Source organism: Aeromonas sp. 2MA4 (assembly GCF_029237305.1).
In the GTDB taxonomy this organism is placed as follows: Bacteria; Pseudomonadota; Gammaproteobacteria; order Enterobacterales; family Aeromonadaceae; genus Aeromonas; species Aeromonas salmonicida.
Genome location: NZ_JAACFY010000012.1, coordinates 104,834 through 130,664 on the forward strand (window position 1 = coordinate 104,834; position 25,831 = coordinate 130,664).

The window sequence follows — 25,831 nt, forward strand, 5'->3', positions numbered from 1 at the left end:
TTTAGTGGCAATGCGTTGCCTGCCCCTTGGTGGGCAGTACAAATCACAAGGACGTGTCATGAAAAAATCATATATTGGAGCCATATTTTTACTTAGCTCAAGTGTATTAGCCAATCCATATAAAAGTGAATTTGTTGATGTTTCAATTCAAGTGCAAGAAGGTAAAGAAACTTTTCAACTAATCTGTCAGCCCAAGGTCACCATGGGGGAATTGCCAAAAAACTGGGTCGATGTTTGCAATGATATTGGCAAGAAGCTTTTGGAGTTAGCTGTCGAAAGTGGAGTGACAGTAGAACCCGTTGACAAAGCATTCGGTTTGGCTGGTGATCTTGTTCAAAAAGTGTCTAGTGACTTACCAGAAAATGTTGTCCCCACAAAAATTATTAGCCGAGAGTTTGGTGGTTGATGGCTTATAACTAGGTGCTGTTGTCGACCCCAGCCGGCTGGGGTGATTTACCAATAAATAAAGGCTTCAGCAGTCATTGGGAAGCCTATCTTTTCTCATTACCCTTAGGGGATAAAATGAAAATCCGGGTAGTGTCTTTTCTTTTACTCTTTTTGACATTCACTAGTAATGCTGAAGATATCACCACTCGCACAGCCAGCAGGGATGATGGCTCGCCTATTTCCTATTACTTGGTCCAACATACCCATGATACAGATACCTTGCTGTTGATTCTGCAAGGCTCTGATTGCAACAGCGTGCTTAACATAGATTCAATACTTTCCGACTATAAAGATGCTTGGCCAGAAGCTGACCTGTTGCTAATCGAAAAATATGGCATTGATAGCAAATTAAAATACAGTACCGATCCGGCACGCAAGGATTGCCCTGCTCAGTACCTTGAAAAGGACAACCCTGCACAGCGGGTAGTGGATATCAAGGCTGTGCTCGACATTGTTCGAAAAAATGGGCAATACAAGACATTTATCCTCTTGGGCGGCAGTGAAGGAGCCGTTATCGCCAACCTGGTGACAGCAGAAGTTGACTATATCGATGCAACTATTTCCTTTAATGGCGGTGGTCGTTGGTTTATCGATGACGTCTCACACAGTATCGCTGTAAAACATAGCAACCCCGAAGAGGCGAGCAAAGAGATCGATGGTTTTAAAGGATTTGCCGAGCATGTGCGGAACAGCAAACCATTTGAGCTTGATGTGAGCGGACATGGTTATCATTGGTGGCAACAGATGCTCTCCATCAATCAGCTTGATACCCTTCAAAAAGTAAAGTCTCCTTTGCTGATCGTTCAGGGTGGAATGGATGCCTCGGTATCGCCTCAGAAAACAGATGAAATGATGCAACGCCTTAAAGATCTCGGGAAGAGCAATATCGAGTATCGACGTTACGAAGCACTGGATCATGGATTGAAAAACAGTGACGGAAAAAGCCTGCGCAAAGAGGTCGTCAGCGATATGAATATATGGTTACAGTCCAAGCTAGGCGACCCGAAGAAGCACAAAATTCACTGATTTAGACTTATTGGCGATGCATTTATTTTAAGCTTTTTATAACGACTGTCGGGATGGAGTGGATTTATAAAAAGGTATCACTCGCCAGTGAGCTCCCTCCTTCCAATCACGGTTATGCGTAAAATCAATACGAACATAGGAATTGTGATGGAACAAGAAATTCTAGTTGAGATAGCGATTGAGTATTTCAAGAAAGTAGATGCAGGTGATCCCAGTTATCTTGACCTGTTCTCGGGGAATGTTGATTTTTTCTTCCCCAAATTTGGTCAAGCCAAAGGAAAGGATGCATTGGTTGAGTTTGGCAATAGAATTGGTAGCTCACTCACCAGTATCTGGCACGACATAGATGGCTTTAAGATAACAACGGCTGGCAACACCGTGATTGTCGAGGGGCAAGAGGGAGGTGTAATGAGTGATGGTACCTCTTGGCCGGACAATAATATCTCCATGGGTCGTTTTTGTAGTGTATTCAAATTTACAGGAAAACTAATAAGTCGTATGTATGTGTATGTAGACCCTGACTTTCCAAGTAGAGATTTGGAAAGGATTGCTGTGTTATCAGGAGAAATTAACGCATAAAAACTGTTCAAGAGTGACTCGCAACGCGTGGTATTTCCACTATACGTAGGCTTAGGTTTCTAAGGCGGTATGCGGCTGCAAGAAAATCGTTGCGGGGAAATATAGAAATAGAAAAAGGGGCCAAGGCCCCTTTTTCTATGGATGATCGGTGGAGAACATCGACCTCAGTCGATTAACCCCCGCAGCCGCAGGGCGGTCAGCAGCTCATTCACCAGCACCTCGACCGGTTTACCGGCATTGAGCAGGTGGATCTCGGGATCCTCTGGCGCCTCATAGGCGGAATCGATGCCGGTGAAATTGCGAATTTCCCCTGCCCGCGCCTTTTTGTAGAGCCCCTTGGGGTCGCGCTCTTCACAGACGGCGAGCGGTGCATCGACAAAGACCTCGACAAACTCGTCGGCGCCGAGCAGATTGCGCACCAGTTCCCGTTCGGCACGGAACGGCGAGATAAAGGCGGTGAGCACGATCAGGCCCGCATCCACCATGAGTTTTGCCACCTCGCCGACCCGGCGGATATTCTCCTGACGTGCGGCATCATCGAAACCGAGATCCCCGCACAGGCCGTGGCGCACATTGTCCCCATCCAGCAGGTAGGTGTGCTTGCTCTCGGCAGCCAGCGCCTGTTCCAGCGCCCCCGCCAGGGTGGATTTACCCGCCCCGGAGAGCCCGGTGAACCAGATCACCAGGGGCTTCTGTCCCTTCAATTCAGAACGGCTCTGTTTGCTGACAGCATGCTGGTGCCACACTATATTGCTCATCTAAAACTCCTTGTTTGGCATTGACGCTGCCACGCTGAAACTGTCTCTGACTCCCTGCCCATCAATAGATGGCTTGCCGGTGCCATGGCCATGATTGCTCATCCAACCCCTTGAATCACGACGAATGACCCGGCCTTTATCACCCGCCATCACGCCTCAGAACGGAAACAGCAGGGGCACCATGATAATCACCCCCAGGCTGTATGCCAGCGAGACAGGCAGCGCCAGCTTGAGGTAATCCGGCATCTTGTAGTTGCCCGCCGCATAGACCATCAGGTTGGTCTGGTAGCCGTAGGGCAGGATAAAGCTGGAGCTGGCCCCGAACAGCACAGCCAGAATAAACGGCATGGTCGAGACATCCATGCTGAGCGCCAGCTGGTAACCCATGGGGAAGGCAAGCGCCGCCGCGGCGTTGTTGCTCATCAGCTCGGTCAGTACCAGGGTAAACAGGTAGATGCCGATAAAGGCGATGATGGGGCTGGAACCGTTGAACTCTACCATCAGCCAGTCGGCAATCAGTTTGGCCAGACCGCTCTTCTCCAGCTGATCGGCGATGGCGAGCGCCCCGCCCACCACCAGCCAGATATCCAGCGGAAAGCGGCGGCGGATCTCGTCCAGGGTCAGGATGCGGGAGAACAGCAAAGCCACCAGCATCATGAGCAATCCCTTGAACAGCGGCACCAGCTCAAACACCGACAGCGCCAACACACCGAGAAAGCCCAACACAACGGCGGCGCTGCGCTTGCCATCGAGGCGGGTGGAGGCCTCAAGCCCGCTCACCACCACAAACTCCCGCGACAGGGACTTGTTGCTGGCGAACTTGGGCCCAGGGGCCAGCAGCAGGGTATCACCGGCGTGCAGCTCAATCTGGCCGAGGCCACCGGTCAGCTGGGTCTCGCCCCGGCGCACTGCCAGCACCACGGCATCGAAGTGGGTACGGAACTCGGCATCCTTGATGGATTGCCCCACCAGTCGCGAGCTGTGGCTGACGATCACCTCCACCAGATGCTGGCCGTTGAGACGATGCTGGCCGTAGAGATCCAGCCCCTTCATCTCCTGCAACACGCCGACACTCTCCACCTCGCCGCAAAACAGCAGCACATCCCCTTCGTGCAGCTCGTGTTCCGGCTGTACCGGGCAGATCACCTGGTCACCGCGGATGATCTCCGCCAGATAGAGGCTTTTGAGGCTGCGCAGGCCGTTCTCCTTGACGCTGCGCCCCGCCAGCGGCGAACCGGCGCCTACCTTGGCTTCGAGAAAATAGCCGGACTCCCGGCTCATCTCGGTATCCTGCTCCGGCAGATAGCGGGCAAACAGCAGCACGGCCACCAGACCGGTCAGCAAGGTCCCGGCTCCCACCATAAAGAAGTCGAACATGCCGAGCGGCTGGGCCCCCATCTTGATGAGGAAGCTGTTGACGATGAGATTGGTGGAGGTGCCGATCAGGGTCAGCACACCGCCAAAGGTGGCGGCGAAGCACATGGGCAGCAGCAGCCGGGAGGGTGCATGGTTGGGATTGCGTTTGACCGCCCCCAGCATGGACGCCACCACGGCCGTGTTGTTGACGAAGGCCGACAGGAAAGCGGTGGAAAACCACAGCTTGATCAATACCTTGTTGAATGAACCCGAGCCCACCAGATTGGCGAACCAGCTCATGATCCGGGTCTTCTCCACCGCCAGCGACACCAGCAGCAGCAACACCAGGGTCAGCAAGGCGCTGTTGGTGTAACCCGCCACCACGGCGTTGATGTCCGCCAGGCCGCTCAGATAGGTGATGAGCACGGCGCCCGAAAAGAGCAGCGCCGGGCGGAGTTTGCCCTGGATCAGCAGGGCGACGAGGGCAGCCAGCAGACCCAGCACCAGGGATTGTTGCCAGGTCATGGGGTTACTCCTTGCCGATGGCGAGTGCTTGCCAGTGCGGGAAGTGCTTGCGTACCAGGGCGTTGAGCTCGATTTCAAACTCGCTGTATTGCTCCGCTTTGCCACCAAGAGTCACTGCTTTCGCGGCCAGGCCTTCCACTATCATGCCCGCCCCGACGGTGACGTTGGTCAGCCGGTCGATCAGGATGAAGCTGCCGGTGTCGCGGATATCCGTGTATGGATCGAACGCCACAGGGTCGGTCAGACTCACTTCGCACAAGCCAATCTCGTTGAGATGCAGTTCACTCGCATCCAGCTGGTCCAGCTTGTTGATTTCGATGCGATGACGAATGACCTCCACCTGACCACGGGTCTTCTTGGTGGCCAGCTTGACGTCATAGACACGGCCCGGCTGCAGAGACTCCTCCCCCATCCAGACGATGTGGGCCAGCAGGTTCTGGGTCACCAGGGGCTTTTTCGCCGCATCCACCAGCAGATCGCCGCGGCTGATGTCGATTTCATCGGCAAAAGTCACAGTGATGGCCTGACCCGGCAGAGCGTACTCCAGATCTCCGTCGAAGGTCACGATGCGGGTGACTGTGCTCTCTTTGCCGGACGGCAGTACCGCCAGCTTGTCGCCGACCCGCAAAATACCGGCCGCGAGCGTGCCCGCAAAGCCGCGAAAATCCAGGTTGGGGCGGTTCACGTACTGCACCGGCAGACGCACCGGATGGCGCTCCAGCTCACGCTCAACGTCGGCAGACTCCAGCAGTGAGAGCAGGGTCTCCCCCTGATACCAGGCCAGCTTGTCGCTTTGGTTGACCACGTTGTCGCCGTCCAGCGCCGAGACGGGCACTATCTGTATGGTGTCGACGTTGAGCTTTTTGGCGAATTCGCGGTAATCGGCACTGATGCGCTCGAACACCTCCTGGCTGAACTCCACCAGATCCATCTTGTTGACCGCCACCACGAACTGCTTGATGCCGAGCAGGCTGGCGATAAAGCTGTGACGACGGGTCTGATCCAGCACGCCCTTGCGGGCATCGATCAGAATGATGGCCAGATCACAGGTGGAGGCACCGGTCGCCATGTTGCGGGTGTACTGCTCGTGGCCCGGGGTATCCGAGATGATGAATTTGCGTTTCGCCGTCGAAAAATAGCGGTAGGCCACGTCTATGGTGATGCCCTGCTCGCGCTCGGCCTGCAGGCCGTCCACCAGCAGCGCCAGATCCAGCTTCTCGCCTGTGGTACCAAGCTTCTGGCTGTCGGACTCCAGCGCTTTGAGCTGATCTTCATAGATCTGCTGGGAGTCATGCAGCAGGCGACCGATCAAGGTGCTCTTGCCGTCGTCCACGCTGCCGCAGGTGAGAAAACGCAGCAGGCTCTTGTGCTGCTGGGCGTGCAGGTAGGCTTCAATGCCCTGTTCGCTGATGGCGGTCTGAATATGGTTGTTCATGATGCGATTCCTTAGAACATTTTTTTAGAAATAGCCCTGACGCTTCTTCTGCTCCATGGAGCCTGCCTGATCGTGGTCAATCAGCCGCCCTTGCCGTTCGCTCGAGGTGGTGAGCAGCATCTCTTCGATGATCTCCGGCAGCGTGGTGGCATCGGATTCGATGGCCCCGGTCAGCGGGTAGCAGCCGAGGGTACGGAAGCGCACCAGCTCCTGCTTCACTTCATCTTCAGGGCCGATGGGCATGCGCTCGTCATCCACCATGATCTTGATGCCATTGCGTTCCACCACCGGGCGCACGGCCGCGAAGTAGAGCGGCACTATGTCGATGTTCTCGAGATAGATGTATTGCCAGATATCCAGCTCGGTCCAGTTGGAGAGCGGGAACACCCGTATGCTCTCCCCCTTGTTGACCTGGCTGTTGTAGACGCGCCACAGCTCGGGTCTCTGGTTTTTCGGGTCCCAGCGGTGAGACTTGTCACGGAAGGAGTAGACCCGCTCCTTGGCACGGGACTTCTCCTCGTCACGACGGGCACCGCCGAAGGCAGCATCGAAGCCGTGCTGGTTGAGCGCCTGTTTGAGCCCTTCTGTCTTCATGATGTCGGTGTGCTTGCCGCTGCCGTGCACGAAGGGGTTGATCCCCATGGCGAGGCCATCCGGGTTCTTGTGGACGATGAGATCCAGCCCGTACTTTTTGGCGGTCTCGTCGCGAAATTTAATCATCTCCTTGAACTTCCAGTCTGTGTCGACATGCAGCAAGGGGAATGGGATCTTGCCCGGATAGAAGGCCTTGCGAGCCAGGTGCAGCATGACGGAGGAGTCCTTGCCGATGGAGTACATCATCACCGGGTTTTCAAATTCGGCAGCCACCTCGCGGATGATATGGATGCTCTCGGCCTCCAGTTGCTGCAAATGCGTCAGTCTTTCACGGTCCATGTCGGGTCCTCTGGTCTGGCTAACGCGCCGGGTCAGGGCGCGATTCGGGTTCAGGTCGGTGCCGCTGTCGCCGCACCGTCAAATCGGTTCATGGTCACAACATTCGGGATGGGGGCTCAGGCCAGGTTGACCAGCTTGAGGTCGCAGGCGCCCTCAGCCTCAGGCTGTCCCTCGCCGAACCAGGCCAGCCGCTCGCGCAAGGCCACCACTTCACCGATGACGATGAGGGACGGGCTCACTGCCTGCTGGGCCAGTACAGCCAACTCAGCCAGGGTGCCGGTCAGCACGCGCTGACGGGCCGTGGTGCCCCGCTCTATGATGGCGATGGGGGTCTGGCTGCTGCGGCCGTGGCTCACCAGTTGCTGCTGAATATGTTCGGAGCGCATCAGCCCCATGTAGATAACCAGGGTCTGCTGGGTCATGGCGAGCTGCTGCCAGTCGGGCTCCTTGCCCTCTTTCTGGCAGTGGCCCGTGATGAAGACGGCACTCTGGGCGTGGTCGCGGTGGGTAAGCGGGATACCGGCATACGCGGTGGCACCAGCGGCGGCCGTGATGCCGGGCACTACGGAGAAGGGGATCCCCTCTGCCGCCAGCACCTCCAGCTCCTCGCCGCCACGGCCAAACATGAAGGGATCACCGCCCTTGAGGCGCACCACACGGTTACCCGCCCTGGCGTACTCCACCAAGAGACGGTTGGTCTCTTCCTGGGGCACGCTGTGGGCACCGGCCTTCTTGCCGACCGAGACCAGGGTGGCATCGCGGCGCACCAGATCCAGGATCTCCGGGGAGACCAGCTGGTCATAGAGCACCACTTCCGCCTGCTGAATTTGTTGCAGCGCCTTGAGGGTCAACAGGCCCGGATCGCCAGGGCCCGCACCGACCAGCACCACCTCGCCCACCTCGCTTTGGGCCTTGTCGAGCCCGTCATTGAGCCAGGTTTCGGCACTCTGCCAATCCTGCTTTTCGATAAGCCCGGCCAGGGTGTTGGAGGCAAAGGCGCGCTCCCAGAAGCGGCGGCGATCAGAAATGGATGAGAGCACCTGCTTGGCCTTGTCACGCACCCGACCTGAGAGCTCGGTGAGCCCCCCCAGGTGGCGGGGCAGCAGACTCTCGAGTCGCTCGCGCAACAGGCGCACCAGGACGGGGGCCTTGCCACCGCTGGAGACGGCGACCATCAGGGGCGAGCGATCTATGATGGAGGGAAAGATGAAACTGGAACGTTTTGGGTCATCCACCACATTGACGAATAGACCCAGCTGGTTGGCGCTTTGATAGACCAGGGCGTTGACTTCGAGATTGTCGGTGGCGGCCACCACCAGCAGCTGACCAGCCAGGTGAGCCGGGGTGAAGCGCTCGACCAGATGGGTAAAACGGCCGGCAAATTCAGCGAATTCGGGTTCAATCTCGGGGGAGACCAGGGTCAGCCTTGCGCCTGCCGCCAGCAGCAGACGCGCCTTGCGCAGGGCCACCTCGCCCCCGCCTACCAGCAAGACGGGGCGGCCTTCCAACCTGGCAAACATAGGTAAATAATCCATTTCGGCCCATCCCTCGGAACACGACTAATATGGGGCGACTATAGGCAGGGCTGCTTATCCCTCAAAATAATAAAAAATGCTTTTTAATGCATTTTAGTAATTAGCAAAGCCATATGATGACAAAGGCGGACGATCATCCTTGTGGTGCTCGGCGCAAGGCCATAGGCTAGTGAATGTGTTTCATAAGGAGCTAGATAATGAATGAGTCATTGATTGTGCTAGGGATCTTCGTGTTCCTGGTGATCGTCACCCTGGGTGCCGGCATCAAGATAGTGCCGCAAGGCTACAACTGGACAGTGGAGCGCTTCGGCCGCTACACCCGCACTCTCTCCCCCGGCCTCAACCTGCTTATCCCCTATGTGGATAGAGTCGGTCACAAGATCATCATGATGGAGCAGGTGCTGGACATTCCGGCGCAAGAGGTGATCTCCCGCGACAACGCCAACGTCACCATAGACGCCATCAGCTTCGTGCAGGTGGTGGATGCCCGCAAAGCCGCCTACGAGGTCAACGATCTCACCAGCGCCATCCGCAATCTCACCATGACCAATATGCGGACAGTGCTGGGCGCCATGGAGCTGGACGAGATGCTCTCCCAGCGCGACACCATCAACGAGAAGCTGCTGCGCACCATGGATGCCGCCACCGCCCCCTGGGGCATCAAGGTGACCCGGATCGAGATCAAGGATGTACGTCCGCCGCTGGCGCTGGTGGAAGCCATGAACGCCCAGATGAAGGCCGAGCGCCAGAAGCGGGCTGAGGTGCTGGAAGCCGAAGGGGTGCGTCAATCCAAAATCCTCAAAGCCGAGGGGGAGAAGCAGTCCCAGATCCTCAAGGCCGAGGGTGAGCGTCAGGCCGCCTTCCTCGCCGCCGAGGCGCGGGAGCGGGCTGCCGAGGCGGAAGCCAAGGCGACCCATATGGTCTCAAAAGCTATAGCGGAAGGGGATATGCAGGCCATCAACTACTTCGTGGCCCAGAAGTACACGGAAGCCCTGGCCCGTATCGGTGAAGGCCCCAACAGCAAGATCATCATGATGCCGCTGGAAGCAGGCAGCCTGATCGGCTCGATAGCCGGCATGGCCGAGATGTTCAACAAAGATGGCAAGGGTAACAAGTCATGACAGCCCTGCTCGAGGGGCTGACCCACTGGCACTGGCTGGGGCTGGGTTTCATCCTCTTGGCCATAGAAGTGCTGGGGTCGGTGGGCTTTCTGCTCTGGACCGGCATAGCCGCGCTGGAAGTGGGGCTGCTGCTGTTGCTGTGGCCCTTCGGCTGGCAGGCGCAGCTGCTGTTGTTTGCGGTGCAATCCCTGCTCACTACCTGGGCCTGGTGGCGCTGGCAGCACAAGCGCGACCGCTCGGGCCGTGATGCGGCCGCCCCCATCAATGAACGGATGCAGGGCTATGTGGGCCGGGAGCTGGTGCTGCTGGATGACGTGGTGCAGGGGCTGAGCCGGGTCCATCTGGATGACACCGTCTGGACGGTGCGCAGCCAGATGCCGCTCACCGCCGGCAGCCGGGTCAAGGTGGTCGGGACGGACTCCCATATCCTGCTGGTGGAACCCTTGCCTTAACTCGAACGCGCTAACATCGGCTTCACCACACCAAAAAGGGCTCCACGGAGCCCTTTTTCATGAAGTGATGCAGCGGGTTAGAAGCCATCATCCTCGAGGGCAGCGCGCAGCAGATCCTTCCAGCTGATGATGCCGACCAGGGCGCCATTTTCCAGCACCGGCAGGCAGGAGACCCCCTTCTTCAGCATCAGCTTGACGCCGTCACGGACCGGCAGGTGGGAGGCAATGGTGACGGGCTGGCGACTCATGATCTGGTGAGCCCGCCGGTTGAGGGTCTCTGTGTCGCGGCTCATCTCGGCCTCGGAGCCCAGATAGGGGCTGATGGCGCGGAACAGATCCCTGTCCGAGATGACTCCCACCAGTTGATCCTCTTCCAGCACCAGCAGATGGCGAAAGCGGGCCTGCTCGAAGATATCCTTGATGACACTGAGCCGATCGTCCATGGAGACAGTGGCGACCCGGGTCGTCATGATGTCCTTGATAAGCATGCTAACCTCCCGTAACCCAACTGGTTTCTCTGTTATGGCATCTTTTTACCACGCCAGCCAGTCGCCCGTCCTTAGCCCAAGTGCAAATCTGCGCCATTTCACGTAAGATCCGCGCCAGATTTTCTCCTCCATTTTGAGCAAGCAGACCCCACCCATGATAGTTGCCAGTCAAATCGAACTGATCCGCGGCGGCCGCAAGCTGCTGGACAACGCTTCCGCCACCATTCACCCGGGCCACAAGGTGGGCCTGGTGGGTAAAAATGGCAGTGGCAAGTCCACCTTTTTTGCACTGGTACGGGGCGAGCTTGCCATCGACAGCGGCAGCTTCAGCCTGCCCGCAGGCTGGCAGATCGCCGGCGTCGCCCAGGAGACACCGGCGCTGGACTGCTCTGCGCTGGACTACGTGATCGACGGTGACAAGGAGTTCCGCTCACTGGAAGCCCAGCTGGCCCAGGCCGAGCTGGATGACAACGGCATACTGGTGGCCGAGTTGCACGGCAAGCTCGATACCATAGGCGCCTACAGCATTCGGGCCCGCGCCGCCGAGCTGCTGCACGGTCTGGGTTTTGGCGACGAGCAACTCGGCTCGCCGGTACGCAGCTTCTCCGGTGGCTGGCGCATGCGCCTGAACCTGGCCCAGGCACTGCTCTGCCGCTCAGACCTGCTGCTGCTCGATGAACCGACCAACCACCTGGATCTCGATGCCGTCATCTGGCTGGAGAAGTGGCTCAAGGGCTATCAGGGCACGCTGGTGCTGATTTCGCACGACCGCGATTTCCTCGATTCTGTCATCAGCCGCATCATCCATATCGAGAACGGCAAGCTCAACGAATACACTGGCGGCTACTCCGACTTCGAACTGCAGCGTGCCGAGCAGTTGGCCCAGCAGCAGTCCATGTACGAGAAGCAGCAGCGGGAGGTGTCCCACATGCAGGCCTATGTGGACCGCTTCCGCTACAAGGCCTCCAAGGCCCGTCAGGCCCAGAGTCGCCTCAAAGCCATGGAGCGGATGGAGAAACTCCTGCCCGCCCACGCCGATTCCGAATTCAGTTTCGAGTTTCGCGAGCCGTCGGCTCTGCCGACCCCGCTGATCGCCATGGAGAACCTCAGCGCCGGTTACGGCGACAAGGTGATCCTGGAGAAGATAAAGATGAACCTGGTGCCGGGTTCGCGCATCGGCCTGCTCGGTCGCAACGGCGCCGGCAAGTCCACCTTCATCAAGATGCTGTCGGGCACCAATCCGCCCCTGTCGGGCAAGCTGGAAGTGAGCGCCGGCGTCAGCATTGGCTATTTCGCCCAGCATCAGCTCGAAACCCTGCGGCTCGACGATACCCCCCTCGATCACCTGGCCCGCCTCGCGCCAGACAAGTCCGAGCAGGAGCTGCGCAACTATCTGGGCAGTTTTGGTTTTCACGGTGACAAGGCGCTCGACAAGGTGGCTCCCTTCTCCGGCGGCGAAAAGGCACGGCTGGTGCTGGCACTCGTCACCTGGCAAAAACCGAACCTCTTGCTGCTGGATGAACCGACCAACCACCTGGATCTGGAGATGCGCCACGCCCTGACCATGGCGCTGCAAGGCTTCGAGGGCGCCATGGTGGTGGTCTCGCACGACCGTCACCTGCTGCGCACCACCACGGATGACTTCTATCTGGTCCACGGTGGCCGGGTCGAAGCCTTCGACGGCGATCTGGACGACTACCACAAGTGGCTCGGTGAGCAGGAGAAAGAGGCCAACGCCAAGCCCAGCGACGGCATCATCTCCGCCAACTCGGCGCTGGCGCGCAAGGATCAGAAGCGGCGCGAGGCGGAATTCCGCCAGCAGACCCGCCCCCTGCGCCAGAAGCTGGAGAAGCTGGAAGCCAGCATGGCGAAATTGCAGACCCGGTTGGCGGCGGTGGAAGAGCAGCTGGCCGACCCCGCCATCTATGAAGAGGCTGCCAAGAACAAGCTCTCTGAGCTGCTCAAATCCCAGGGCCCTATCAAGGAAGAGCTGGATGGTGTCGAGCTGGAGTGGATGAGCCTCTCTGAAGAGCTGGAAACCATGGAGCAGATCTTCCTTGCATGATGACCCGCTGATAGCGACCGAGCGGGTCGCCGTACACGAATTGCCGACCCCCATCGGCTTCTGGCACTGGAGCGGCAAGGTCTATGGCGAGCGCAGCCAGGACTGGCTCACGGTGCAGGCACAAGGGGGCAACGTCAACCTGGCCCTGCTGCTGCATCGACTGGATCAGACAGGCATAGCCGTCGACCTGACCGATCTGCAGCCGGCACTGGTGCAGACAGAAGCGGTATTGGCTCCCTGGCGCGCCCTGCGCCAGAACGCCAAATCGCGACTCGATGAGCAGGAATACCAGGCCATGCTGGCCCATGAGCTGGAGCTGGAACGCTTGCAACAAGGGGTCCTGCTGCAGACACTGCGCGGCCTCACCCTGTTTCGCGGCAAGGGCCGCAATCTGTTGAACTATTTATCGTTACTGGGTGCCCAGCAGGGCCCCCTCAGAGATCTGACATGCTGAGTTATCGCCACGCCTTTCACGCCGGCAACCATGCCGACGTCCTGAAACATGCCGTTCAGGCCCTGATCATCGAGTCCCTCAAGAAGAAGGATAAGCCCTACATTGTGCTGGACACCCATGCCGGCGGCGGTCTCTACGACCTGCGCGGCGACTGGTCCCAGAAGAAGGCCGAGTATGCCGATGGCATAGGCCGGTTGTGGGATGAGCGGGCCCAATGGCCCGCCATGGCCCCCTATCTTGGCGTCATCGACGAGATGAATCAGGGCGGTGAGCTGCACTACTACCCGGGCTCCCCCGAACTGTCGCGCCGTCTTGCCCGCGAGCAGGACAAGCTGGCCCTGATGGAGTTGCACAACAACGAGGTGGAAGACCTGCGCGCCAACATGGGCTATGACCCCAGAGTCGTCGTGCACCACCGTGACGGCTTCGAAGGGCTGGTAGCCCTGCTGCCGCCGACCCCGCGCCGCGGGCTTGTGCTGATCGACCCACCCTATGAGCTCAAAGAAGATTACTTCGCCGTGGTCGATACCCTGAAAAAAGCGCAGAAGCGCTGGGCGACCGGCATCTACGCCCTCTGGTATCCCATCCTGGGGCAGGAAGCGGACAAATCCCGCGACATGCTGCGCGCCATCAAGCGGGAAAACTTCGGTAACGTGCTGGTGGCCGAGCTGGAAGTGGCCGAACAGACCGCCGACTGGGGCATGAACGGCTCCGGCATGCTCATTATCAGCCCCCCCTGGATGCTGGACGAGCAGATAGAAGCCTTCCTCAAACCCTTGTGCGCCAAGCTGGCCCAGGGGGCTGGCGCCAAGTACAAGGTGGAATGGTTAAGCAAAACGGAAGCCTGAGACCAGCCCCGAGATTTGAAACAAAAAGCCCCTTTCGGGGCTTTTTGTCATTCCGGGCCGGGATATTCATGACTGGGCGACTGGCAGAACCATCACCCTTGATAGGTTCTCCCTATCCAACCATTAGATGAGAATAGTTTTCATTTAATGCAATTGTGGCGGATACTGCTGTCATCACCAGAGGGAGTCACCATCATGAAAAAGACCATCAGCTTTGCCATCCTGCACTTCGGTGTAGCCTTTACCGTGGCTTACCTGCTGACCGGTGAGCTGCTGACCGCCAGCCTGATCGCCCTGATAGAGCCCGCCGTCAACACGGTCGCCTTCTACTTTCATGATCTGGGCTGGCACAAGTTCAAACCCAGTCACAGCCTGCAGGCCAAGACCAGCAGCTTCGCCCTGGTACACTTCAGCGTGGCGTTTGCCGTCGCCTTCCTGCTGAGCGGCGAACTGCTCACCGGCGGCGTGATGGCCATCATAGAGCCCGCCATCAACACTGTTGTCTTCTTCTTCCACGAGCGGCTGTGGCGCGCCCGCCAGCAACTGGCGCTGGCCTGAACGCCTTGCCTTGTTCAGGGCCGCCCAGCGCAAAAAGCGCTCGGCGGCCCCGTCTCATTGTGTTCTAGTAGCCGGGTATCCCACTCTTTTTGCTGGAGTCTTTCCGATGAACAAGATGCTGCTTGGCCCTCTTCTCTTTGCCCCTCTTCTCTTTGCCCCTCTGCTGGCCTGTGCTGCCACCCCTTCCTTTGATTGTGCCAAGGCAGCCGGCGCGGCCGAAACCCTGATCTGCAAGGATGCCGCGCTGGCGGCGCTGGATAACGAGCTGGCCGCCCTCTATCCCAAGGCGCTCGCCAACCTCTCCCCCGAACAGTTCAAAACGGAGAAGACCATGCAGCGCGGCTGGATCAAGGGTCGCAACGACTGCTGGAAGGCCAAGGATCTGCGCCAATGCGTAGAGGAGAACTACCAGCAGCGGATCACTGAGTTGCAGATAAAAGGTGGCCAGCTAATGGTCACGACACCGGTCGACTACCAGTGCGGCAACAAGGTCACCCTCTCCACCTACTTCTATAACGATGCCAAGCTGCCCGCCGCCGTGATCAACCTGAGCGAAGGGGATAGCCAGCAACAGGTGCTCGCCTATGAAGCCCCCAGCGCCAGCGGCGCCCGTTATGAAGGCCAGAACCTCAGCCTCTTCACCAAGGGGGACGAGGCCAGCCTGGAGCGTTACGGCCAGCCGTCGCTCAACTGCACAGTGAGCCCAGCCAAGGGCTAATCCCGTCCCGGGGCCGGTCAGATTGCCGGCCCCGTTCTTGATTAGATGGCGATATCCAGTGCCTTGCCCTCTCTGATAACCCGCATCTTGAGCGATCCCGGCTTGCTGATATTGAGCAGTTCGCGCACCTTGTCGATCTCGATGGGGCGATACGCCACCCCGTTGACCTGCTCTATGAGATCACCGTTCTTCAGGCCGTAGGGGATCAGCGCCTGCTCATCGTTGTAATAGATCTGCAGATGCTGACCATCAAAGCGCACCGCTATATTGCGCAGGAAGGGCGGTAATTGCCGCGCCAGGCTGCCTGCGTCGTAGCAGATCATCATGCGCCCCGGAATGATCGCAAAACGCTTGAAGCGGTTCACAAAGTCCAGGCCAAGGGCATACTTGTCGTTGCCGTTTTCCGACACCCGCAACTGACCGAGCGGACGCTCGTCAAACTGAAGATCCGTGAGGATATGTTCACTTGCCGCCTGCATACCGCTCGCATCAGCCCCTTTTCGCGGGCTAGCACCTGCACCAAGCAACGCCTGCTTGTCGGCCATAAAGCCGATAAAGGCGCGATCGACATAGCTCTGATCGGCCCCGGTATCGAGGTACATTCGCACGCTGCTCTCGCCGTGAGTCAGGTAGATGGCCGGTGAGCGGTTGTAGCTGTCTTCATATCCGATACAACGCTCGAACCCGGCGGCGGACGGCGCCCTCAGCGAGGCGCTGATCTGATGCTGCCCGTTATCAAACACCCAGTTGAAGCGCCGTATGGTATCAATCCCGAGTACACCATCGATGCGGGTACCGATGGACTGGGAGAAGAGCTCAAAATCCATGGTTCCCCACAGATCGCTGTCATCTATGGTGACCGACCCCACCGAGAAGGGTACCGGCTGCACGAATCCAAGCTGATCACTACCCACTTGACCCGATACGCTGGCCACATTGGCAAAGTCGGCCTGATAGGCCAGGGGCAGTTCACTTAAGCTGAGCGCCTTGAATCGAGTGGCAAGGCGGCGATCAATCACAGTGATGCTGGCGCCGGTATCGAGCAGAAACTGGTACTGCTCACCGTCTATGGTGACGGGTATCAGGGGAGCACTTTCGTAATGAACAGCCAGTACTGGCGCGGATGAGGCTGCCGTGGCGGACGAGTCAGGGTCGCTGCAGCCCTGGACGGCGGAGAGGATCAATATGGCCAGTGCCATTGCGTTGAACTGCAATGTCATAACACTCCTTTACGATAGCGAATGCGCTGCCCCCACCACGGCATCACAGAACACTATCTTGTTGATTTATAGATAAATAAACTATCTTCGCCGGTGCTGGTGACAATAACAAAGAGTTTTATGCTGACTCAAGCTTATTATGACCACGAATCCTCTACGGCTATCCGTCAGGAGAGGCATCCACCGCCTCCCGGCTATCCACAGTTCACCCTGTCCTATCGATTAATTTATTGATCTTGCACAGAAATCCGACATCTTGCCCTTCCCCTCTGCACTAGCACCGCTAATATATTCGATTGGCAACATTTGCCTCGTCGGAGTCTCCCCCATGAGCCCTGCCAGCGATCATCCCTTGGTTAAAAGCAGCAATCTGGAAGCTGAAATCCTGTGCGGTAGCCATGCTGGCATTTGCCGTGGCCAATGGTCACACTGATTTTCTATACGGTCGTAATTGTTGTGCAAAAAGAAGAGATCAAGCGAATACACCCAGCTTCAGAGCTAGGAAGGTAATTCATTGAATTATAATGTTATTTACAGCTCTCTGAATCGATATAAAGCGGAGTTAGATAGAAGGCGGTATTAATGTGTTAGTACCGCCTTCTATCTAATCAATGTTATAGGGCAAGGTAGGCTATGGAAATATTTGGAAGCACAATAACAACTAACGTATTGTTGGTTCTCTACATTGCATGGTATTTGTTTGGAAAGAAAGTGATTGACGCTTACTCTTCTAGAAAAGGGAATAATCGAGCTGATAAAGAAGATATAGGTGAATTAGAATCCCTCAGATCAGCTGGTCGTCAACCGTTTGATATCGAGCTTGAAAAACAAAAAGCTCAAGCTGCATATATTGTAGAGGAGTTTAAAGAAAGCCTAAAAATTAGAATAGAAACAAAAAGAAAGCTTTACGAAGGACTCGTAGATCTTAAAGTCTACACGAGACACTTTTACCATCGAGCAAAATCAACTGATGAAGCACAGATGGCCTTTGATAAATTTCAGGATACCTTGGCTCAAGTGAGCGACTTTATGAGCTGCAACAAACATTTTGTCAAAGAAATTGATCCTAAATTTCTCACTGAATTTGAGAAAAAAGTGAACGTATACCTAGATAGCTTTCGAAACGCAAATGAGTCGATTAATAGCGGCAATACTAATAATACGCTAGTTGATAGTCGAAATGCATCAGCTACTGAGCTTCTAGATCAGATAGATAATTATTTGGAAAAAATATTCAAAATAAACCCGGCAGAGTTGCCTTATAACAAATCAATGCTGCCGACCGCTAACGCGTCGGCTGATTGAGGCGTTAGCATTCACGAGGAAGTCGAGTGGAAAAATTATTCGAATATGTAGCTAAGGAATGGAGTGTTGTTTCTCAAGCACCATTTGCCTTTCTAATTTTGGCTGCAATCATGTTTGGCTTGGCCTATCTCGCAGCTAAATGGCGTTACACAGCCGTTGTTGAGCAAACTAAGTCTGCTAATGAAACATTGAAGGAGCGCCTTCATCTAAAAACTGAGCAAGCTGAATCATATAAAGATCGCGCATTAAAATATGACGAAAAAGTTCATTCGGTTGTCGACTCCGATGAGGTCGCATTAAAGGAAAAAACGCTCGAAGTCGTGAAAAATCTTCGTGAATTTATCGAACGCTATAAGCGAGAAGATCAAACTAACATGATGGAGCGTCATAATTTTTCAGCAGCCCAGTCTGAAGAGCAGAGAAATATTGAATGGAATAGACAAACAAATCATATGATGCGACTCAGTAGTGAGATGAACGCTGAGTATGATCGACGCTTTAGGGTCGACACTATGATGTTAAGAGACGAGCTTCGCTCACGGCTGCCAGATTATGATCCCCAAGATAGGCATCGTGATTCAGCATATGAACACCCAACAAATTATTTTGGCTTTAATGATGTTGCTAGTGATCTAGAACGCATGGCCAAAATGCTAACAAATAAAGGAACGGGACGCGAAAAATCTGCGCCCGTGCTTTAAGCGTCATACAAGTAGCGAGGACAGTATGAGTGCAACTTTTTCTCTGTTAAAACATGGAGATAGACGGGTCCTAGAAGCCTATCGTATTGCTAATGCAATGTGGGATGAAATACTGGCGAATTACCAAGGTGACCTTGGTTATCTAGTTAATGCTTTAAGCTCTAAACAGCTTCAATTTGAATGGACTTTAAAAGATCTTGGTCTCAATCGTTGGAGTGCGCAAGAAGTAATGGTTTTTTCAGGGCTATCATACTATCTTGACTGTGAGGATGATGCATATCGTAGCCTTGCAATTAGCGTAGCTGAAGCGTTCGAAATGAGCTATTGCAGCATTGAGGTTAAATCTCTAGCAAAAAGAGTAGCAGCCATGTTTTATCTTGAGAGAGGTTTCTATGGATAACTATCCTCAAGAGTACAATATGGCTTCGTATATTCAATGGCATGACCAGAATGTAGAGCAAGAAAAGTCATTAAATGATGAATTAGATCTATTGCTTTCAGACTTAAAAGCAACAAATAAAAACCGATTAGGTAAGTTAGCTGACTTGCTTTCTCGAATTCACTCATTTCACTTGCTAGCTAGCAAAATGAAGCGAGAAGATGTCTCTGATTGTGAGACACAAATTCAGCTTCAAGACCGTTTGCTAAAAAACTACGACTCCTTATTTAAAACAAAGGAGTCAGTTATTGATAAACTGTGGCGTAAGAACAAAGGGCGAACACTTGAAAACTGTATTACGAGTCAGAACATAAAGCAAAACCTAGGTGATTTGGTTCGAACATCTATTGTAACTTCTACATTTTCTTATGCAGAGAACTTAGCCTCCTCTATTGGTCTTTGGAAAGATCTTGTAGCTGAACTACGTATAAATGAGAGCGATTACTCTGACATAGAGTCGATTGAAGCACAGCAAGAAGCAAAGATGGATAATGGCTATTTCGCTTATCACCTTGACATTAAATATGCAGACGGCTTGCGTGTGGAAGTCCAAATATACTCTAAGTTAAGTGAGGTTTGGCGCCATTTATCTCATAAACTATACGAGAAAATTAGGCTTGGAGAAGATGTCAATTGGGGACATGGGACTGCGGCATCTAGAATTGTGTCTTTGGGGCACTTACTTCACCTAGCAGAGTGTGAAGTACAGTATCTAAAAAATACGATAGGAAAATAATTGCATAAAAAACTATTTAAGAGTGATTCTCAACACTTGGTATTTTTGCTATGCGTTTAGTTTTTATAGTTATCTGCGGCGGAGGTATTGCGTTGTTCACACCTTAACAGGGCGTTAGCCATAAGGAGTTTTAATGTACATCGTAGAAACAAAGAAAAGCCCAGATTTTGATGATTCAGACCGCAAAATTGGGACACCCACCATTCTGAGCGCCAGATAGCGGTCACGAGCTGACACCAGCCTCCTTCGCCACAGGCGGGCACGGTATTGTTGCCCCCCCCTGCAAGCCGCCGAGCCGAGTTTAGCGGGTCAGGAGCGCCGTCATGGACGACGGCGCAGCCGCAGGCGGCAGATGGGCCAGATCGGATCAGGGTGAGCACTGCTCGACCCCGATATGGCGCGAGAACAGGGATGTTCGAAGCGGGCTTTGGCCAAAGCCATGGATGGCGAAGGCCAAAGTCCCGTGTGCAGCGATCCGTCCGACCCGATGAAGGAGGCGAGGGAATCTGCGAAGCGGGCGGCTTGCCGGGGGAGAAGACCTTTGGTCTTACTTGCAATAAAAAGTGGGTCTTTTCAAAGTCACTCGCCCCGGCCAGAAGGGCGGGCGAAACCCCGTCGAGGGCAAGGCCCTCCCATTCGATGGGGCGACGCCACATCCAGAGAGCTGCTGCGCAAATCACTGCGCCGATGGGGCGCCCCTCCCCTCGGGTATTCAATCCCGCCCGCCACTGACCTATAGTGAGCCCCTACTCGAACAACCTTTGCGAGCAGCAATATGTATATCGGCGAATTTGCCCGGCTGGCGGGCACCACTCCCAAGGCTATCCGCCTCTACGAACAGATGGGGCTGCTGCCCGAACCCAGGCGGCGCGGCAAGTATCGCGTCTACCGGGCGGAAGATCTGGAATGGGTCGGGTTTATTCGCCAGGCCCAGCAGCTGGGTTGCAAACTGAGTGAGCTCACCCCCCTGCTGGCAGGCATGACCGATATGGCGCAGTTTCCCTGGCAGAAGGTGGAACGCCTTATCGCCGACAAGCTGGCGCAGATCGGCGCGGAGCAGGCCCGTTTACAGCGCCAGCATCAAGCCCTGACCCAGTGCGCTGCGCTGCTGCAACAGCATCCCTGCCGCACGCCCATCCTCCAGCAAGACTAAGCCCGGGCAAGCGCTTTTCGATGGCAAGCCAGTCGCCCTGACCATCAACCTAATCAAAGAGGGCCGCTGTGCCCCTTGACTCTGTCCCATGGGACAGAGGGTCTAATGCGGGCTCACCCTATCAGGAGCCCTGACCATGCCACCCCGTCTGCTTGTCATCAACGGCAATCCCAAACCCGACAGCTTCTGCCATGCCCTGGCCCGCGAGTATGCTCGCAGCGCCGAGGAGGCTGGCGCCGAGGTCACACTGCTGCACGTGGGGGAGCTCGCCTTCGAACCGGACTTGCGCCATGGCTATGACCTTATGCCGCCGCTGGAGCCGGATCTTCTGGCGTTGCAGCAGAGCCTGAGTGCCGCCCATCATCTGGTGATCGTCTCCCCCCTCTGGTGGGGCAGCATGCCAGCCCGTCTCAAGGGCCTGCTGGATCGCACCCTGCTCTCCGGCTTCGCCTTTCAATATGTCAAGGGCAAGGCCCAGCCCCTGCGCCTGCTCGCGGGCAAGACGGCGCGCCTGCTGCTCACCATGGACAGCCCTGTCTGGTACTACCGCTGGTGGCTGGGGGATCCCGCCTCGCGCATCCTCGACAAGCAGGTACTGGGGCTGTGCGGCATCCGGCTTACCCACCGCCAGCACCTGGGGCCCATGCACACAGCCAGCGATCAGGACAGGGCCCGCTGGCTGACAGAGACCGGCGCTGCGGCCCGCGCCGATGTGCGCCGGCTAAGTCGCCGCACATGAAAAAGCCCCGCATTGCGGGGCTGCTTGTTATTGGCGGTGGCCGACTCAGTTGACGGCGACCGGCTCGCTCATGTTGGCGGGCGGCGGAGTCTGAAACTCGCGCTCGGCCTCGTCGAAGCGATCCACCATGGCCTTGGAGGGCGCCTTGTCCAGCAGGCTGAACACCACAATCGCCAGGGCGGAGAAGAGGAAGCCCGGGATGATTTCATACAGCCCCAGCCAGCCGAACAGCTTCCAGACGATGACTGTGATGGCACCCACCAGCATGCCTGCGAGGGCGCCGTTGCGGGTCATGCGCGACCAGAGCACGGAGAGCAGCACAACGGGACCAAAAGCGGCACCAAAGCCAGCCCAGGCGTAACTCACCAGCCCCAGTACCCGGTTCTCCGGGTTCACGGCCACGGCAATGGCGATAAGCGCAATCACCAACACCATGGCACGGCCAACCCACACCAGCTCCTGCTGGGAGGCGTTCTTGCGCAAGAAGGGCTTGTAGAGATCTTCGGTAATGGCGCTGGAACAGACCAGCAGCTGGCAACTTAGCGTGCTCATCACAGCCGCCAGAATGGCGGAGAGCAGCACCCCGGCGATCCAGGGGTTGAACAGTATCTTGGAGAGCTCGATAAAGACCCGCTCAGGGTTGGCAGTCACACCGCCAGCCTGCTCGGTGAAGGTGGAGAAGTAGGAGAGGCCGAAGAAGCCGATGGCCACGGCGCCACCGAGGCAGAACACCATCCAGGTCATGCTGATGCGGCGGGCATTGACCATGGAGTGGTGAGAATCCGCCGCCATGAAGCGCGCCAGTATGTGGGGCTGGCCGAAGTAGCCCAGGCCCCATGCCATCAGCGAGATGATGGCGATGAAGTCCAGGTTCTTGAACATGTCGAGGTTGCTGGCGTTCTGCGCCGCCACCTGCACCATGGCGGTGTCGATGCCGCCAACGACGATGATGACGAATACCGGCGTCAGGATCAGGGCGAAGATCATCAGGGTCGCCTGCACCGTATCGGTCCAGCTCACCGCGAGGAAGCCGCCGAAGAAGGTGTAGGTGATGGTGGCCGCGGCACCGACCCAGAGGGCGGTGTCATAGCTCATGCCGAAGGTGCTCTCGAACAGGCGGGCACCGGCCACCACGCCGGAGGCGCAGTAGATGGTGAAGAACAGCAGTATCACCAGGGCGGAGAGGATGCGCAGCACCCGGCTCTTGTCCTCGAAGCGGTAGGTGAAATAGTCCGGCAGAGTCAGGGCGTTGCGGTTCTTCTCGGTGTGAACCCGCAAGCGACCGGCGACCCAGCGCCAGTTGAGATAGGCCCCTATGGTGAGGCCGATGGCGATCCAGCTCTCTGAAATACCGCCGATGAAAACGGCGCCCGGCAAGCCCATCAGGAGCCAGCCACTCATGTCGGAGGCCCCGGCAGAGAGGGCGGTGACCCAGCTCCCCATTCGGCGGCCGCCGAGAATGTAGTCGTCAAAGTTGCGGGTGGCGCGATAGGCGATAAAACCGATCAAGACCATCCCGAGGATATACACCAGAAAGGTGATAAGCATGGGGGTGCTGGCTGTCATTCAAAACTCCATTAGGTGACGTGTGTACCCGTTCTGACGACGGGCTCTTCCTTAAAAAACCGCCCTAGCTTAATCAGCAGATCCCATGACCTCAACCACTTTTAACAAATAAAAAACACAATATAAACGTTTCATCTCTAACTAACGAACCACTCAAGGAGCAATCAGCCAGATTTTATCCTGAGACAGCAAGGGCTTGTCTGCGCCCCTCCCCCCTGGCGCCAGGTGGCATGACAGCAAAAAAAAAAGCCCCGACCACAGATCGGGGCTTGAGACGATGAACGACAGGATCAGCGATTGATGGCGATCGGCATGCCGCTGCGCTGCTCCAGCGCCTGCTTGACCAGCTGGGAGTCGCTGTCGGCATGGGCGATAAAGCGGGTCACGGCCTGGGTCATGGGCAGCGGAGCAGGCAGACTGGAGTTGAACTCGGCTTCGCTGCGGGACAGGGGCTGGTGTACTTCCAGATAACGGCGGCCATCGGGCTCGACGGTGGCCTTGATCGGCTGGTTGACGAACTGCACCCGCGTGCCGACCGGGATCTGCTTGAACAGGTACTCTATGTCTTCGTTACGCAGCCGCACGCAACCGTGGCTTACCCGCAGACCTATGCCGAACTGGGCATTGGTGCCGTGGATGGCGTACATCTTGCCGATGTAGAGCGCAAACAGCCCCATGGGGTTGTCCGGGCCGGCGGGCCAGACTGCCGGCAGGCTCTCGCCACGGGCGGCATACTCGGCATGCATCTTAGGCGTAGGGGTCCAGGTCGGGCCCGCCTTCTTGCGCTGCACGCTGGTCACCCAGTTTTCCGGGGTGTCGGTGCCGAGCTGACCGATGCCGATGGGCAGCACTTCCACCACCTTCTTGCCTTTCGGGTAGTAGTAGAGGCGCATCTCGGCCAAGTTCAGCACTATGCCTTCGCGGGGGGCATCGGGCAGTATCAGCTGATGGGGGATGACCAGCTTCTCGCCCGCCTGCAGCAGCAGGGGATCCGCCTTGGGGTTGGCTTCGAGCATATTGGTCAACCCCAGCTGGAATTTGGCGGCCACGGCCTCCAGCGGCTGGCCATTTTCCTCTGCCGGCACCACGTATTCCATATTCTCGCCCACCAGACGGCTGTTGGCCCCGGGTAGATCGTATTGAACGGCAAACACAGGCGCGGCGGCCAGTACAAGGCTGCAGCACAGAGCAGCCGCACTATTGCGAAGGAGCTTCATAACTTTCCCATGATGATGACTTGATTGACGTCTCAGGGCTGACAGCTGATTCAAGAGGGATCAGGGGCGCGAAGAGAAGGCCGCCATTTTTCTCCTCTGCACACCAAATTTCAACTGACAACTGGATACGGGTCGATGATTAATATGGCGTTTCCCCTGCCACCTCGACCCGTGTCTTACTCCGTTTGTCCCCTCTGCCAGGCACGCATATCGTAACCTGTGGGAGATTGATGCAACCGCAGATGAAATTGCTCAATGATGGCGAAGATATGGTCGAAAATATCGGCCTGGATCCCTTCGTAATCCGCCCAGGCCGTGGTCGCCGTGAAGCAGTAAATTTCCAGCGGCAGACCGTCGGTAGTCGGTGCCAGCTGGCGCACCATCAGCGTCATGTCCTTGCGAATACCGGTATGGGCCCGCAGGTAGGCGTCCAGATAGGCGCGCAGGGTCCCGAGATTGGTAAGGTGACGTCCGTTGATGGGGCAACTGAGGGCATCGCTGAGCTGCTGGTTATAGGCGCTCAACTCCTGCTCTTTGCGGCCCAGGTAAGGCGCCAGCAGCTGGGCCTGCTTGAGCTGCATCTGCTCATCCGCGGTCAGGAAACGCACGCTGGTCATGTCAATATTGACGCTGCGCTTGATGCGGCGGCCGCCGGATTCTGTCATCCCCTGCCAGTTCTTGAAGGAGTCGGAGATGAGCGCATAGGTGGGGATGGTGGTGATGGTCTTGTCCCAGTTCGACACCTTGACGGTGGTGAGACCGATATCGGTCACCTCGCCGTCGGCGCCGTACTTGTCCATCTGCAACCAGTCGCCGACGCTGAGCATGCGGTTGGCGGAGAGCTGGATCCCCGCCACCAGGCCGAGGATGGGGTCCTTGAACACCAACATCAACACAGCTGTCATGGCACCCAGGCCACTGAACAGGAAGAGCGGTGACTTGCCGAGCAGCAGGGCGATCATCAGGATACCGACCAGTATGCTGGCCACCAGCTTCACCCCCTGGAAGATGCCGCGCAGGGGCAAGTCTCGCCCGAGCCGGGTGTAACGACTCACCGACAGCAGGCAATCGAGCAGGGCAAACAGGGCCAGCAGCAGGAACAGCAGGATCCAGAACTGGGTCGCCATCTCGATCAGCTGCAAACTGTCGGAGCCGCTCGGCAGCCAGATCTCCGCCTGACCGAGCATAACGGCTCCCTGCAACACGAACGCCAAGCGGTAGAAGAGCCGCTGTTGCAGATGAGATGGCAGCCACACCTGCTTGGTCTTGCCAAGGATACCCACCAGCCGCACCAGCAACACGCGGTGCAACAACACATGCAATATCAGCGAGGTAAGGACGATAAAGCCCAAGGCGATCACCAGCGCCATCATGCTGCTGACTTCAACACCCATGCTCGCCAGCCAGTTAAAAAATACCACCTTCATCCCTACCTCCTGCACGTGAAACAGCCGTCA

26 protein-coding genes are annotated in these 25,831 nt (G+C 56.6%); 16 read left to right on the top strand and 10 right to left on the bottom strand.

Annotation, left to right across the window (positions count from 1 at the left end; genetic code table 11):
- Nucleotides 1-58: 58 nt before the first annotated feature.
- From GWQ31_RS13575 to GWQ31_RS13585, 3 genes are all read left to right on the top strand, one after another.
- On the top strand, nucleotides 59-406 hold the full coding sequence (locus tag GWQ31_RS13575; protein ID WP_275909574.1) for a hypothetical protein: 348 nt from the start codon (nucleotides 59-61) through the stop codon (nucleotides 404-406).
- 14 nt (nucleotides 407-420) lie between these two features.
- Complete coding sequence (locus GWQ31_RS13580) at nucleotides 421-1,473, top strand: prolyl oligopeptidase family serine peptidase (protein WP_275909575.1); 1,053 nt, start codon at nucleotides 421-423, stop codon at nucleotides 1,471-1,473.
- A gap of 147 nt (nucleotides 1,474-1,620) precedes the next feature.
- Entirely contained in the window at nucleotides 1,621-2,052 is a 432-nt protein-coding gene (locus tag GWQ31_RS13585; RefSeq protein ID WP_275909576.1) for a nuclear transport factor 2 family protein, read from the top strand.
- A gap of 164 nt (nucleotides 2,053-2,216) precedes the next feature.
- On the opposite strand, the gene cysC is transcribed toward GWQ31_RS13585, so the two are convergent.
- From cysC to cysG, 5 genes are all read right to left on the bottom strand, one after another.
- Nucleotides 2,217-2,810 (bottom strand): adenylyl-sulfate kinase, encoded by a 594-nt coding sequence (gene cysC, locus GWQ31_RS13590; RefSeq protein ID WP_275909577.1) that lies wholly within the window; start codon nucleotides 2,808-2,810, stop codon nucleotides 2,217-2,219.
- Between the two features lie 156 nt (nucleotides 2,811-2,966).
- Nucleotides 2,967-4,691, bottom strand: a complete 1,725-nt coding sequence (locus GWQ31_RS13595) for an SLC13 family permease (RefSeq protein ID WP_275909578.1) — start codon at nucleotides 4,689-4,691, stop codon at nucleotides 2,967-2,969.
- Between the two features lie 4 nt (nucleotides 4,692-4,695).
- Nucleotides 4,696-6,126 (bottom strand): sulfate adenylyltransferase subunit CysN, encoded by a 1,431-nt coding sequence (gene cysN, locus GWQ31_RS13600; RefSeq protein WP_275909579.1) that lies wholly within the window; start codon nucleotides 6,124-6,126, stop codon nucleotides 4,696-4,698.
- A 24-nt stretch (nucleotides 6,127-6,150) separates the two neighbouring features.
- On the bottom strand, nucleotides 6,151-7,095 hold the full coding sequence (gene cysD / locus GWQ31_RS13605) for a sulfate adenylyltransferase subunit CysD (protein ID WP_257982474.1): 945 nt from the start codon (nucleotides 7,093-7,095) through the stop codon (nucleotides 6,151-6,153).
- A gap of 80 nt (nucleotides 7,096-7,175) precedes the next feature.
- Nucleotides 7,176-8,594 carry a siroheme synthase CysG gene (gene cysG / locus GWQ31_RS13610; RefSeq protein ID WP_275909580.1) on the bottom strand — a complete coding sequence of 473 codons (1,419 nt, stop codon included), beginning with the start codon at nucleotides 8,592-8,594 and terminating at the stop codon, nucleotides 7,176-7,178.
- Nucleotides 8,595-8,791: 197 nt separating this feature from the next.
- Here cysG and GWQ31_RS13615 point away from each other — a divergent pair, with 197 nt between their 5' ends.
- A complete protein-coding gene (locus GWQ31_RS13615; protein ID WP_005318765.1) occupies nucleotides 8,792-9,715 on the top strand; it encodes an SPFH domain-containing protein in 924 nt (307 codons plus the stop codon).
- Nucleotides 9,712-10,167, top strand: coding sequence for an NfeD family protein (locus tag GWQ31_RS13620; protein WP_005318764.1), 456 nt, complete (start codon nucleotides 9,712-9,714; stop codon nucleotides 10,165-10,167). The genes GWQ31_RS13615 and GWQ31_RS13620 overlap by 4 nt, the downstream gene beginning before the upstream one ends.
- A 77-nt stretch (nucleotides 10,168-10,244) precedes the next feature.
- Here GWQ31_RS13620 and GWQ31_RS13625 read toward each other — a convergent pair whose 3' ends face one another.
- Nucleotides 10,245-10,655 carry a CBS domain-containing protein gene (locus tag GWQ31_RS13625; protein WP_265421966.1) on the bottom strand — a complete coding sequence of 137 codons (411 nt, stop codon included), beginning with the start codon at nucleotides 10,653-10,655 and terminating at the stop codon, nucleotides 10,245-10,247.
- A 154-nt stretch (nucleotides 10,656-10,809) separates the two neighbouring features.
- On the opposite strand from GWQ31_RS13625, the gene GWQ31_RS13630 reads away from it, so the two are divergent.
- The 5 genes from GWQ31_RS13630 to GWQ31_RS13650 all read left to right on the top strand — a co-directional run bounded on the left by GWQ31_RS13630 (nucleotide 10,810) and on the right by GWQ31_RS13650 (nucleotide 15,298).
- Nucleotides 10,810-12,720: an ABC transporter ATP-binding protein gene (locus tag GWQ31_RS13630; protein WP_271772686.1), complete on the top strand. Its 1,911-nt coding sequence runs from the start codon at nucleotides 10,810-10,812 to the stop codon at nucleotides 12,718-12,720.
- Nucleotides 12,713-13,174 carry a DUF2390 domain-containing protein gene (locus GWQ31_RS13635; protein WP_059168304.1) on the top strand — a complete coding sequence of 154 codons (462 nt, stop codon included), beginning with the start codon at nucleotides 12,713-12,715 and terminating at the stop codon, nucleotides 13,172-13,174. The genes GWQ31_RS13630 and GWQ31_RS13635 overlap by 8 nt, the downstream gene beginning before the upstream one ends.
- Nucleotides 13,168-14,022, top strand: a complete 855-nt coding sequence (rlmJ, locus tag GWQ31_RS13640; protein WP_275909581.1) for a 23S rRNA (adenine(2030)-N(6))-methyltransferase RlmJ — start codon at nucleotides 13,168-13,170, stop codon at nucleotides 14,020-14,022. Before GWQ31_RS13635 ends, rlmJ begins: the two co-directional genes overlap by 7 nt.
- 195 nt (nucleotides 14,023-14,217) lie before the next feature.
- On the top strand, nucleotides 14,218-14,580 hold the full coding sequence (locus GWQ31_RS13645) for a DUF2061 domain-containing protein (RefSeq protein ID WP_017413068.1): 363 nt from the start codon (nucleotides 14,218-14,220) through the stop codon (nucleotides 14,578-14,580).
- 106 nt (nucleotides 14,581-14,686) lie between these two features.
- The gene (locus tag GWQ31_RS13650) at nucleotides 14,687-15,298 is read left to right on the top strand and encodes an MliC family protein (protein ID WP_275909582.1); all 612 of its coding nucleotides are present in this window, start codon (nucleotides 14,687-14,689) and stop codon (nucleotides 15,296-15,298) included.
- Nucleotides 15,299-15,339: 41 nt separating this feature from the next.
- Here GWQ31_RS13650 and GWQ31_RS13655 read toward each other — a convergent pair whose 3' ends face one another.
- Nucleotides 15,340-16,518, bottom strand: a complete 1,179-nt coding sequence (locus GWQ31_RS13655; protein ID WP_275909583.1) for an aspartyl protease family protein — start codon at nucleotides 16,516-16,518, stop codon at nucleotides 15,340-15,342.
- Nucleotides 16,519-17,151: 633 nt separating this feature from the next.
- Between GWQ31_RS13655 and GWQ31_RS13660 the strand changes: the two genes are divergently transcribed.
- The 6 genes from GWQ31_RS13660 to GWQ31_RS13685 all read left to right on the top strand — a co-directional run bounded on the left by GWQ31_RS13660 (nucleotide 17,152) and on the right by GWQ31_RS13685 (nucleotide 21,591).
- Nucleotides 17,152-17,823 carry a hypothetical protein gene (locus GWQ31_RS13660; RefSeq protein ID WP_275909584.1) on the top strand — a complete coding sequence of 224 codons (672 nt, stop codon included), beginning with the start codon at nucleotides 17,152-17,154 and terminating at the stop codon, nucleotides 17,821-17,823.
- A 26-nt stretch (nucleotides 17,824-17,849) separates the two neighbouring features.
- Entirely contained in the window at nucleotides 17,850-18,524 is a 675-nt protein-coding gene (locus tag GWQ31_RS13665; RefSeq protein WP_275909585.1) for a hypothetical protein, read from the top strand.
- 25 nt (nucleotides 18,525-18,549) lie between these two features.
- Nucleotides 18,550-18,924, top strand: coding sequence for a hypothetical protein (locus tag GWQ31_RS13670; protein ID WP_275909586.1), 375 nt, complete (start codon nucleotides 18,550-18,552; stop codon nucleotides 18,922-18,924).
- The gene (locus GWQ31_RS13675; RefSeq protein ID WP_275909587.1) at nucleotides 18,917-19,699 is read left to right on the top strand and encodes a hypothetical protein; all 783 of its coding nucleotides are present in this window, start codon (nucleotides 18,917-18,919) and stop codon (nucleotides 19,697-19,699) included. Before GWQ31_RS13670 ends, GWQ31_RS13675 begins: the two co-directional genes overlap by 8 nt.
- A 775-nt stretch (nucleotides 19,700-20,474) precedes the next feature.
- Entirely contained in the window at nucleotides 20,475-20,852 is a 378-nt protein-coding gene (locus GWQ31_RS13680; protein ID WP_111589026.1) for a MerR family transcriptional regulator, read from the top strand.
- A 136-nt stretch (nucleotides 20,853-20,988) separates the two neighbouring features.
- Nucleotides 20,989-21,591, top strand: a complete 603-nt coding sequence (locus GWQ31_RS13685; RefSeq protein WP_275909588.1) for an NAD(P)H-dependent oxidoreductase — start codon at nucleotides 20,989-20,991, stop codon at nucleotides 21,589-21,591.
- 45 nt (nucleotides 21,592-21,636) lie between these two features.
- Here the strand turns inward: GWQ31_RS13685 and putP are convergent, their stop codons facing one another.
- The 3 genes from putP to GWQ31_RS13700 all read right to left on the bottom strand — a co-directional run bounded on the left by putP (nucleotide 21,637) and on the right by GWQ31_RS13700 (nucleotide 25,801).
- The gene (gene putP / locus GWQ31_RS13690) at nucleotides 21,637-23,157 is read right to left on the bottom strand and encodes a sodium/proline symporter PutP (RefSeq protein ID WP_275909589.1); all 1,521 of its coding nucleotides are present in this window, start codon (nucleotides 23,155-23,157) and stop codon (nucleotides 21,637-21,639) included.
- A gap of 290 nt (nucleotides 23,158-23,447) precedes the next feature.
- Nucleotides 23,448-24,374, bottom strand: coding sequence for a L,D-transpeptidase family protein (locus GWQ31_RS13695; protein ID WP_275909590.1), 927 nt, complete (start codon nucleotides 24,372-24,374; stop codon nucleotides 23,448-23,450).
- 176 nt (nucleotides 24,375-24,550) lie between these two features.
- The gene (locus GWQ31_RS13700; RefSeq protein ID WP_265421977.1) at nucleotides 24,551-25,801 is read right to left on the bottom strand and encodes a mechanosensitive ion channel domain-containing protein; all 1,251 of its coding nucleotides are present in this window, start codon (nucleotides 25,799-25,801) and stop codon (nucleotides 24,551-24,553) included.
- Between the last annotated feature and the right edge of the window lie 30 nt (nucleotides 25,802-25,831).

What these genes read in the sequence shown, in the direction of transcription:
- GWQ31_RS13575 (WP_275909574.1), top strand. Translation starts at nt 59, where the DNA reads ATGAAAAAATCATATATTGGAGCCATATTTTTACTTAGCTCAAGTGTA.
- GWQ31_RS13585 (WP_275909576.1), top strand. Translation starts at nt 1,621, where the DNA reads ATGGAACAAGAAATTCTAGTTGAGATAGCGATTGAGTATTTCAAGAAA.
- cysC (WP_275909577.1), bottom strand. Translation starts at nt 2,810, where the DNA reads ATGAGCAATATAGTGTGGCACCAGCATGCTGTCAGCAAACAGAGCCGT.
- GWQ31_RS13595 (WP_275909578.1), bottom strand. Translation starts at nt 4,691, where the DNA reads ATGACCTGGCAACAATCCCTGGTGCTGGGTCTGCTGGCTGCCCTCGTC.
- cysN (WP_275909579.1), bottom strand. Translation starts at nt 6,126, where the DNA reads ATGAACAACCATATTCAGACCGCCATCAGCGAACAGGGCATTGAAGCC.
- cysG (WP_275909580.1), bottom strand. Translation starts at nt 8,594, where the DNA reads ATGGATTATTTACCTATGTTTGCCAGGTTGGAAGGCCGCCCCGTCTTG.
- GWQ31_RS13615 (WP_005318765.1), top strand. Translation starts at nt 8,792, where the DNA reads ATGAATGAGTCATTGATTGTGCTAGGGATCTTCGTGTTCCTGGTGATC.
- GWQ31_RS13620 (WP_005318764.1), top strand. Translation starts at nt 9,712, where the DNA reads ATGACAGCCCTGCTCGAGGGGCTGACCCACTGGCACTGGCTGGGGCTG.
- GWQ31_RS13625 (WP_265421966.1), bottom strand. Translation starts at nt 10,655, where the DNA reads ATGCTTATCAAGGACATCATGACGACCCGGGTCGCCACTGTCTCCATG.
- GWQ31_RS13630 (WP_271772686.1), top strand. Translation starts at nt 10,810, where the DNA reads ATGATAGTTGCCAGTCAAATCGAACTGATCCGCGGCGGCCGCAAGCTG.
- rlmJ (WP_275909581.1), top strand. Translation starts at nt 13,168, where the DNA reads ATGCTGAGTTATCGCCACGCCTTTCACGCCGGCAACCATGCCGACGTC.
- GWQ31_RS13645 (WP_017413068.1), top strand. Translation starts at nt 14,218, where the DNA reads ATGAAAAAGACCATCAGCTTTGCCATCCTGCACTTCGGTGTAGCCTTT.
- GWQ31_RS13650 (WP_275909582.1), top strand. Translation starts at nt 14,687, where the DNA reads ATGAACAAGATGCTGCTTGGCCCTCTTCTCTTTGCCCCTCTTCTCTTT.
- GWQ31_RS13655 (WP_275909583.1), bottom strand. Translation starts at nt 16,518, where the DNA reads ATGACATTGCAGTTCAACGCAATGGCACTGGCCATATTGATCCTCTCC.
- GWQ31_RS13660 (WP_275909584.1), top strand. Translation starts at nt 17,152, where the DNA reads ATGGAAATATTTGGAAGCACAATAACAACTAACGTATTGTTGGTTCTC.
- GWQ31_RS13670 (WP_275909586.1), top strand. Translation starts at nt 18,550, where the DNA reads ATGAGTGCAACTTTTTCTCTGTTAAAACATGGAGATAGACGGGTCCTA.
- GWQ31_RS13675 (WP_275909587.1), top strand. Translation starts at nt 18,917, where the DNA reads ATGGATAACTATCCTCAAGAGTACAATATGGCTTCGTATATTCAATGG.
- GWQ31_RS13680 (WP_111589026.1), top strand. Translation starts at nt 20,475, where the DNA reads ATGTATATCGGCGAATTTGCCCGGCTGGCGGGCACCACTCCCAAGGCT.
- GWQ31_RS13685 (WP_275909588.1), top strand. Translation starts at nt 20,989, where the DNA reads ATGCCACCCCGTCTGCTTGTCATCAACGGCAATCCCAAACCCGACAGC.
- putP (WP_275909589.1), bottom strand. Translation starts at nt 23,157, where the DNA reads ATGACAGCCAGCACCCCCATGCTTATCACCTTTCTGGTGTATATCCTC.
- GWQ31_RS13695 (WP_275909590.1), bottom strand. Translation starts at nt 24,374, where the DNA reads ATGAAGCTCCTTCGCAATAGTGCGGCTGCTCTGTGCTGCAGCCTTGTA.
- GWQ31_RS13700 (WP_265421977.1), bottom strand. Translation starts at nt 25,801, where the DNA reads ATGAAGGTGGTATTTTTTAACTGGCTGGCGAGCATGGGTGTTGAAGTC.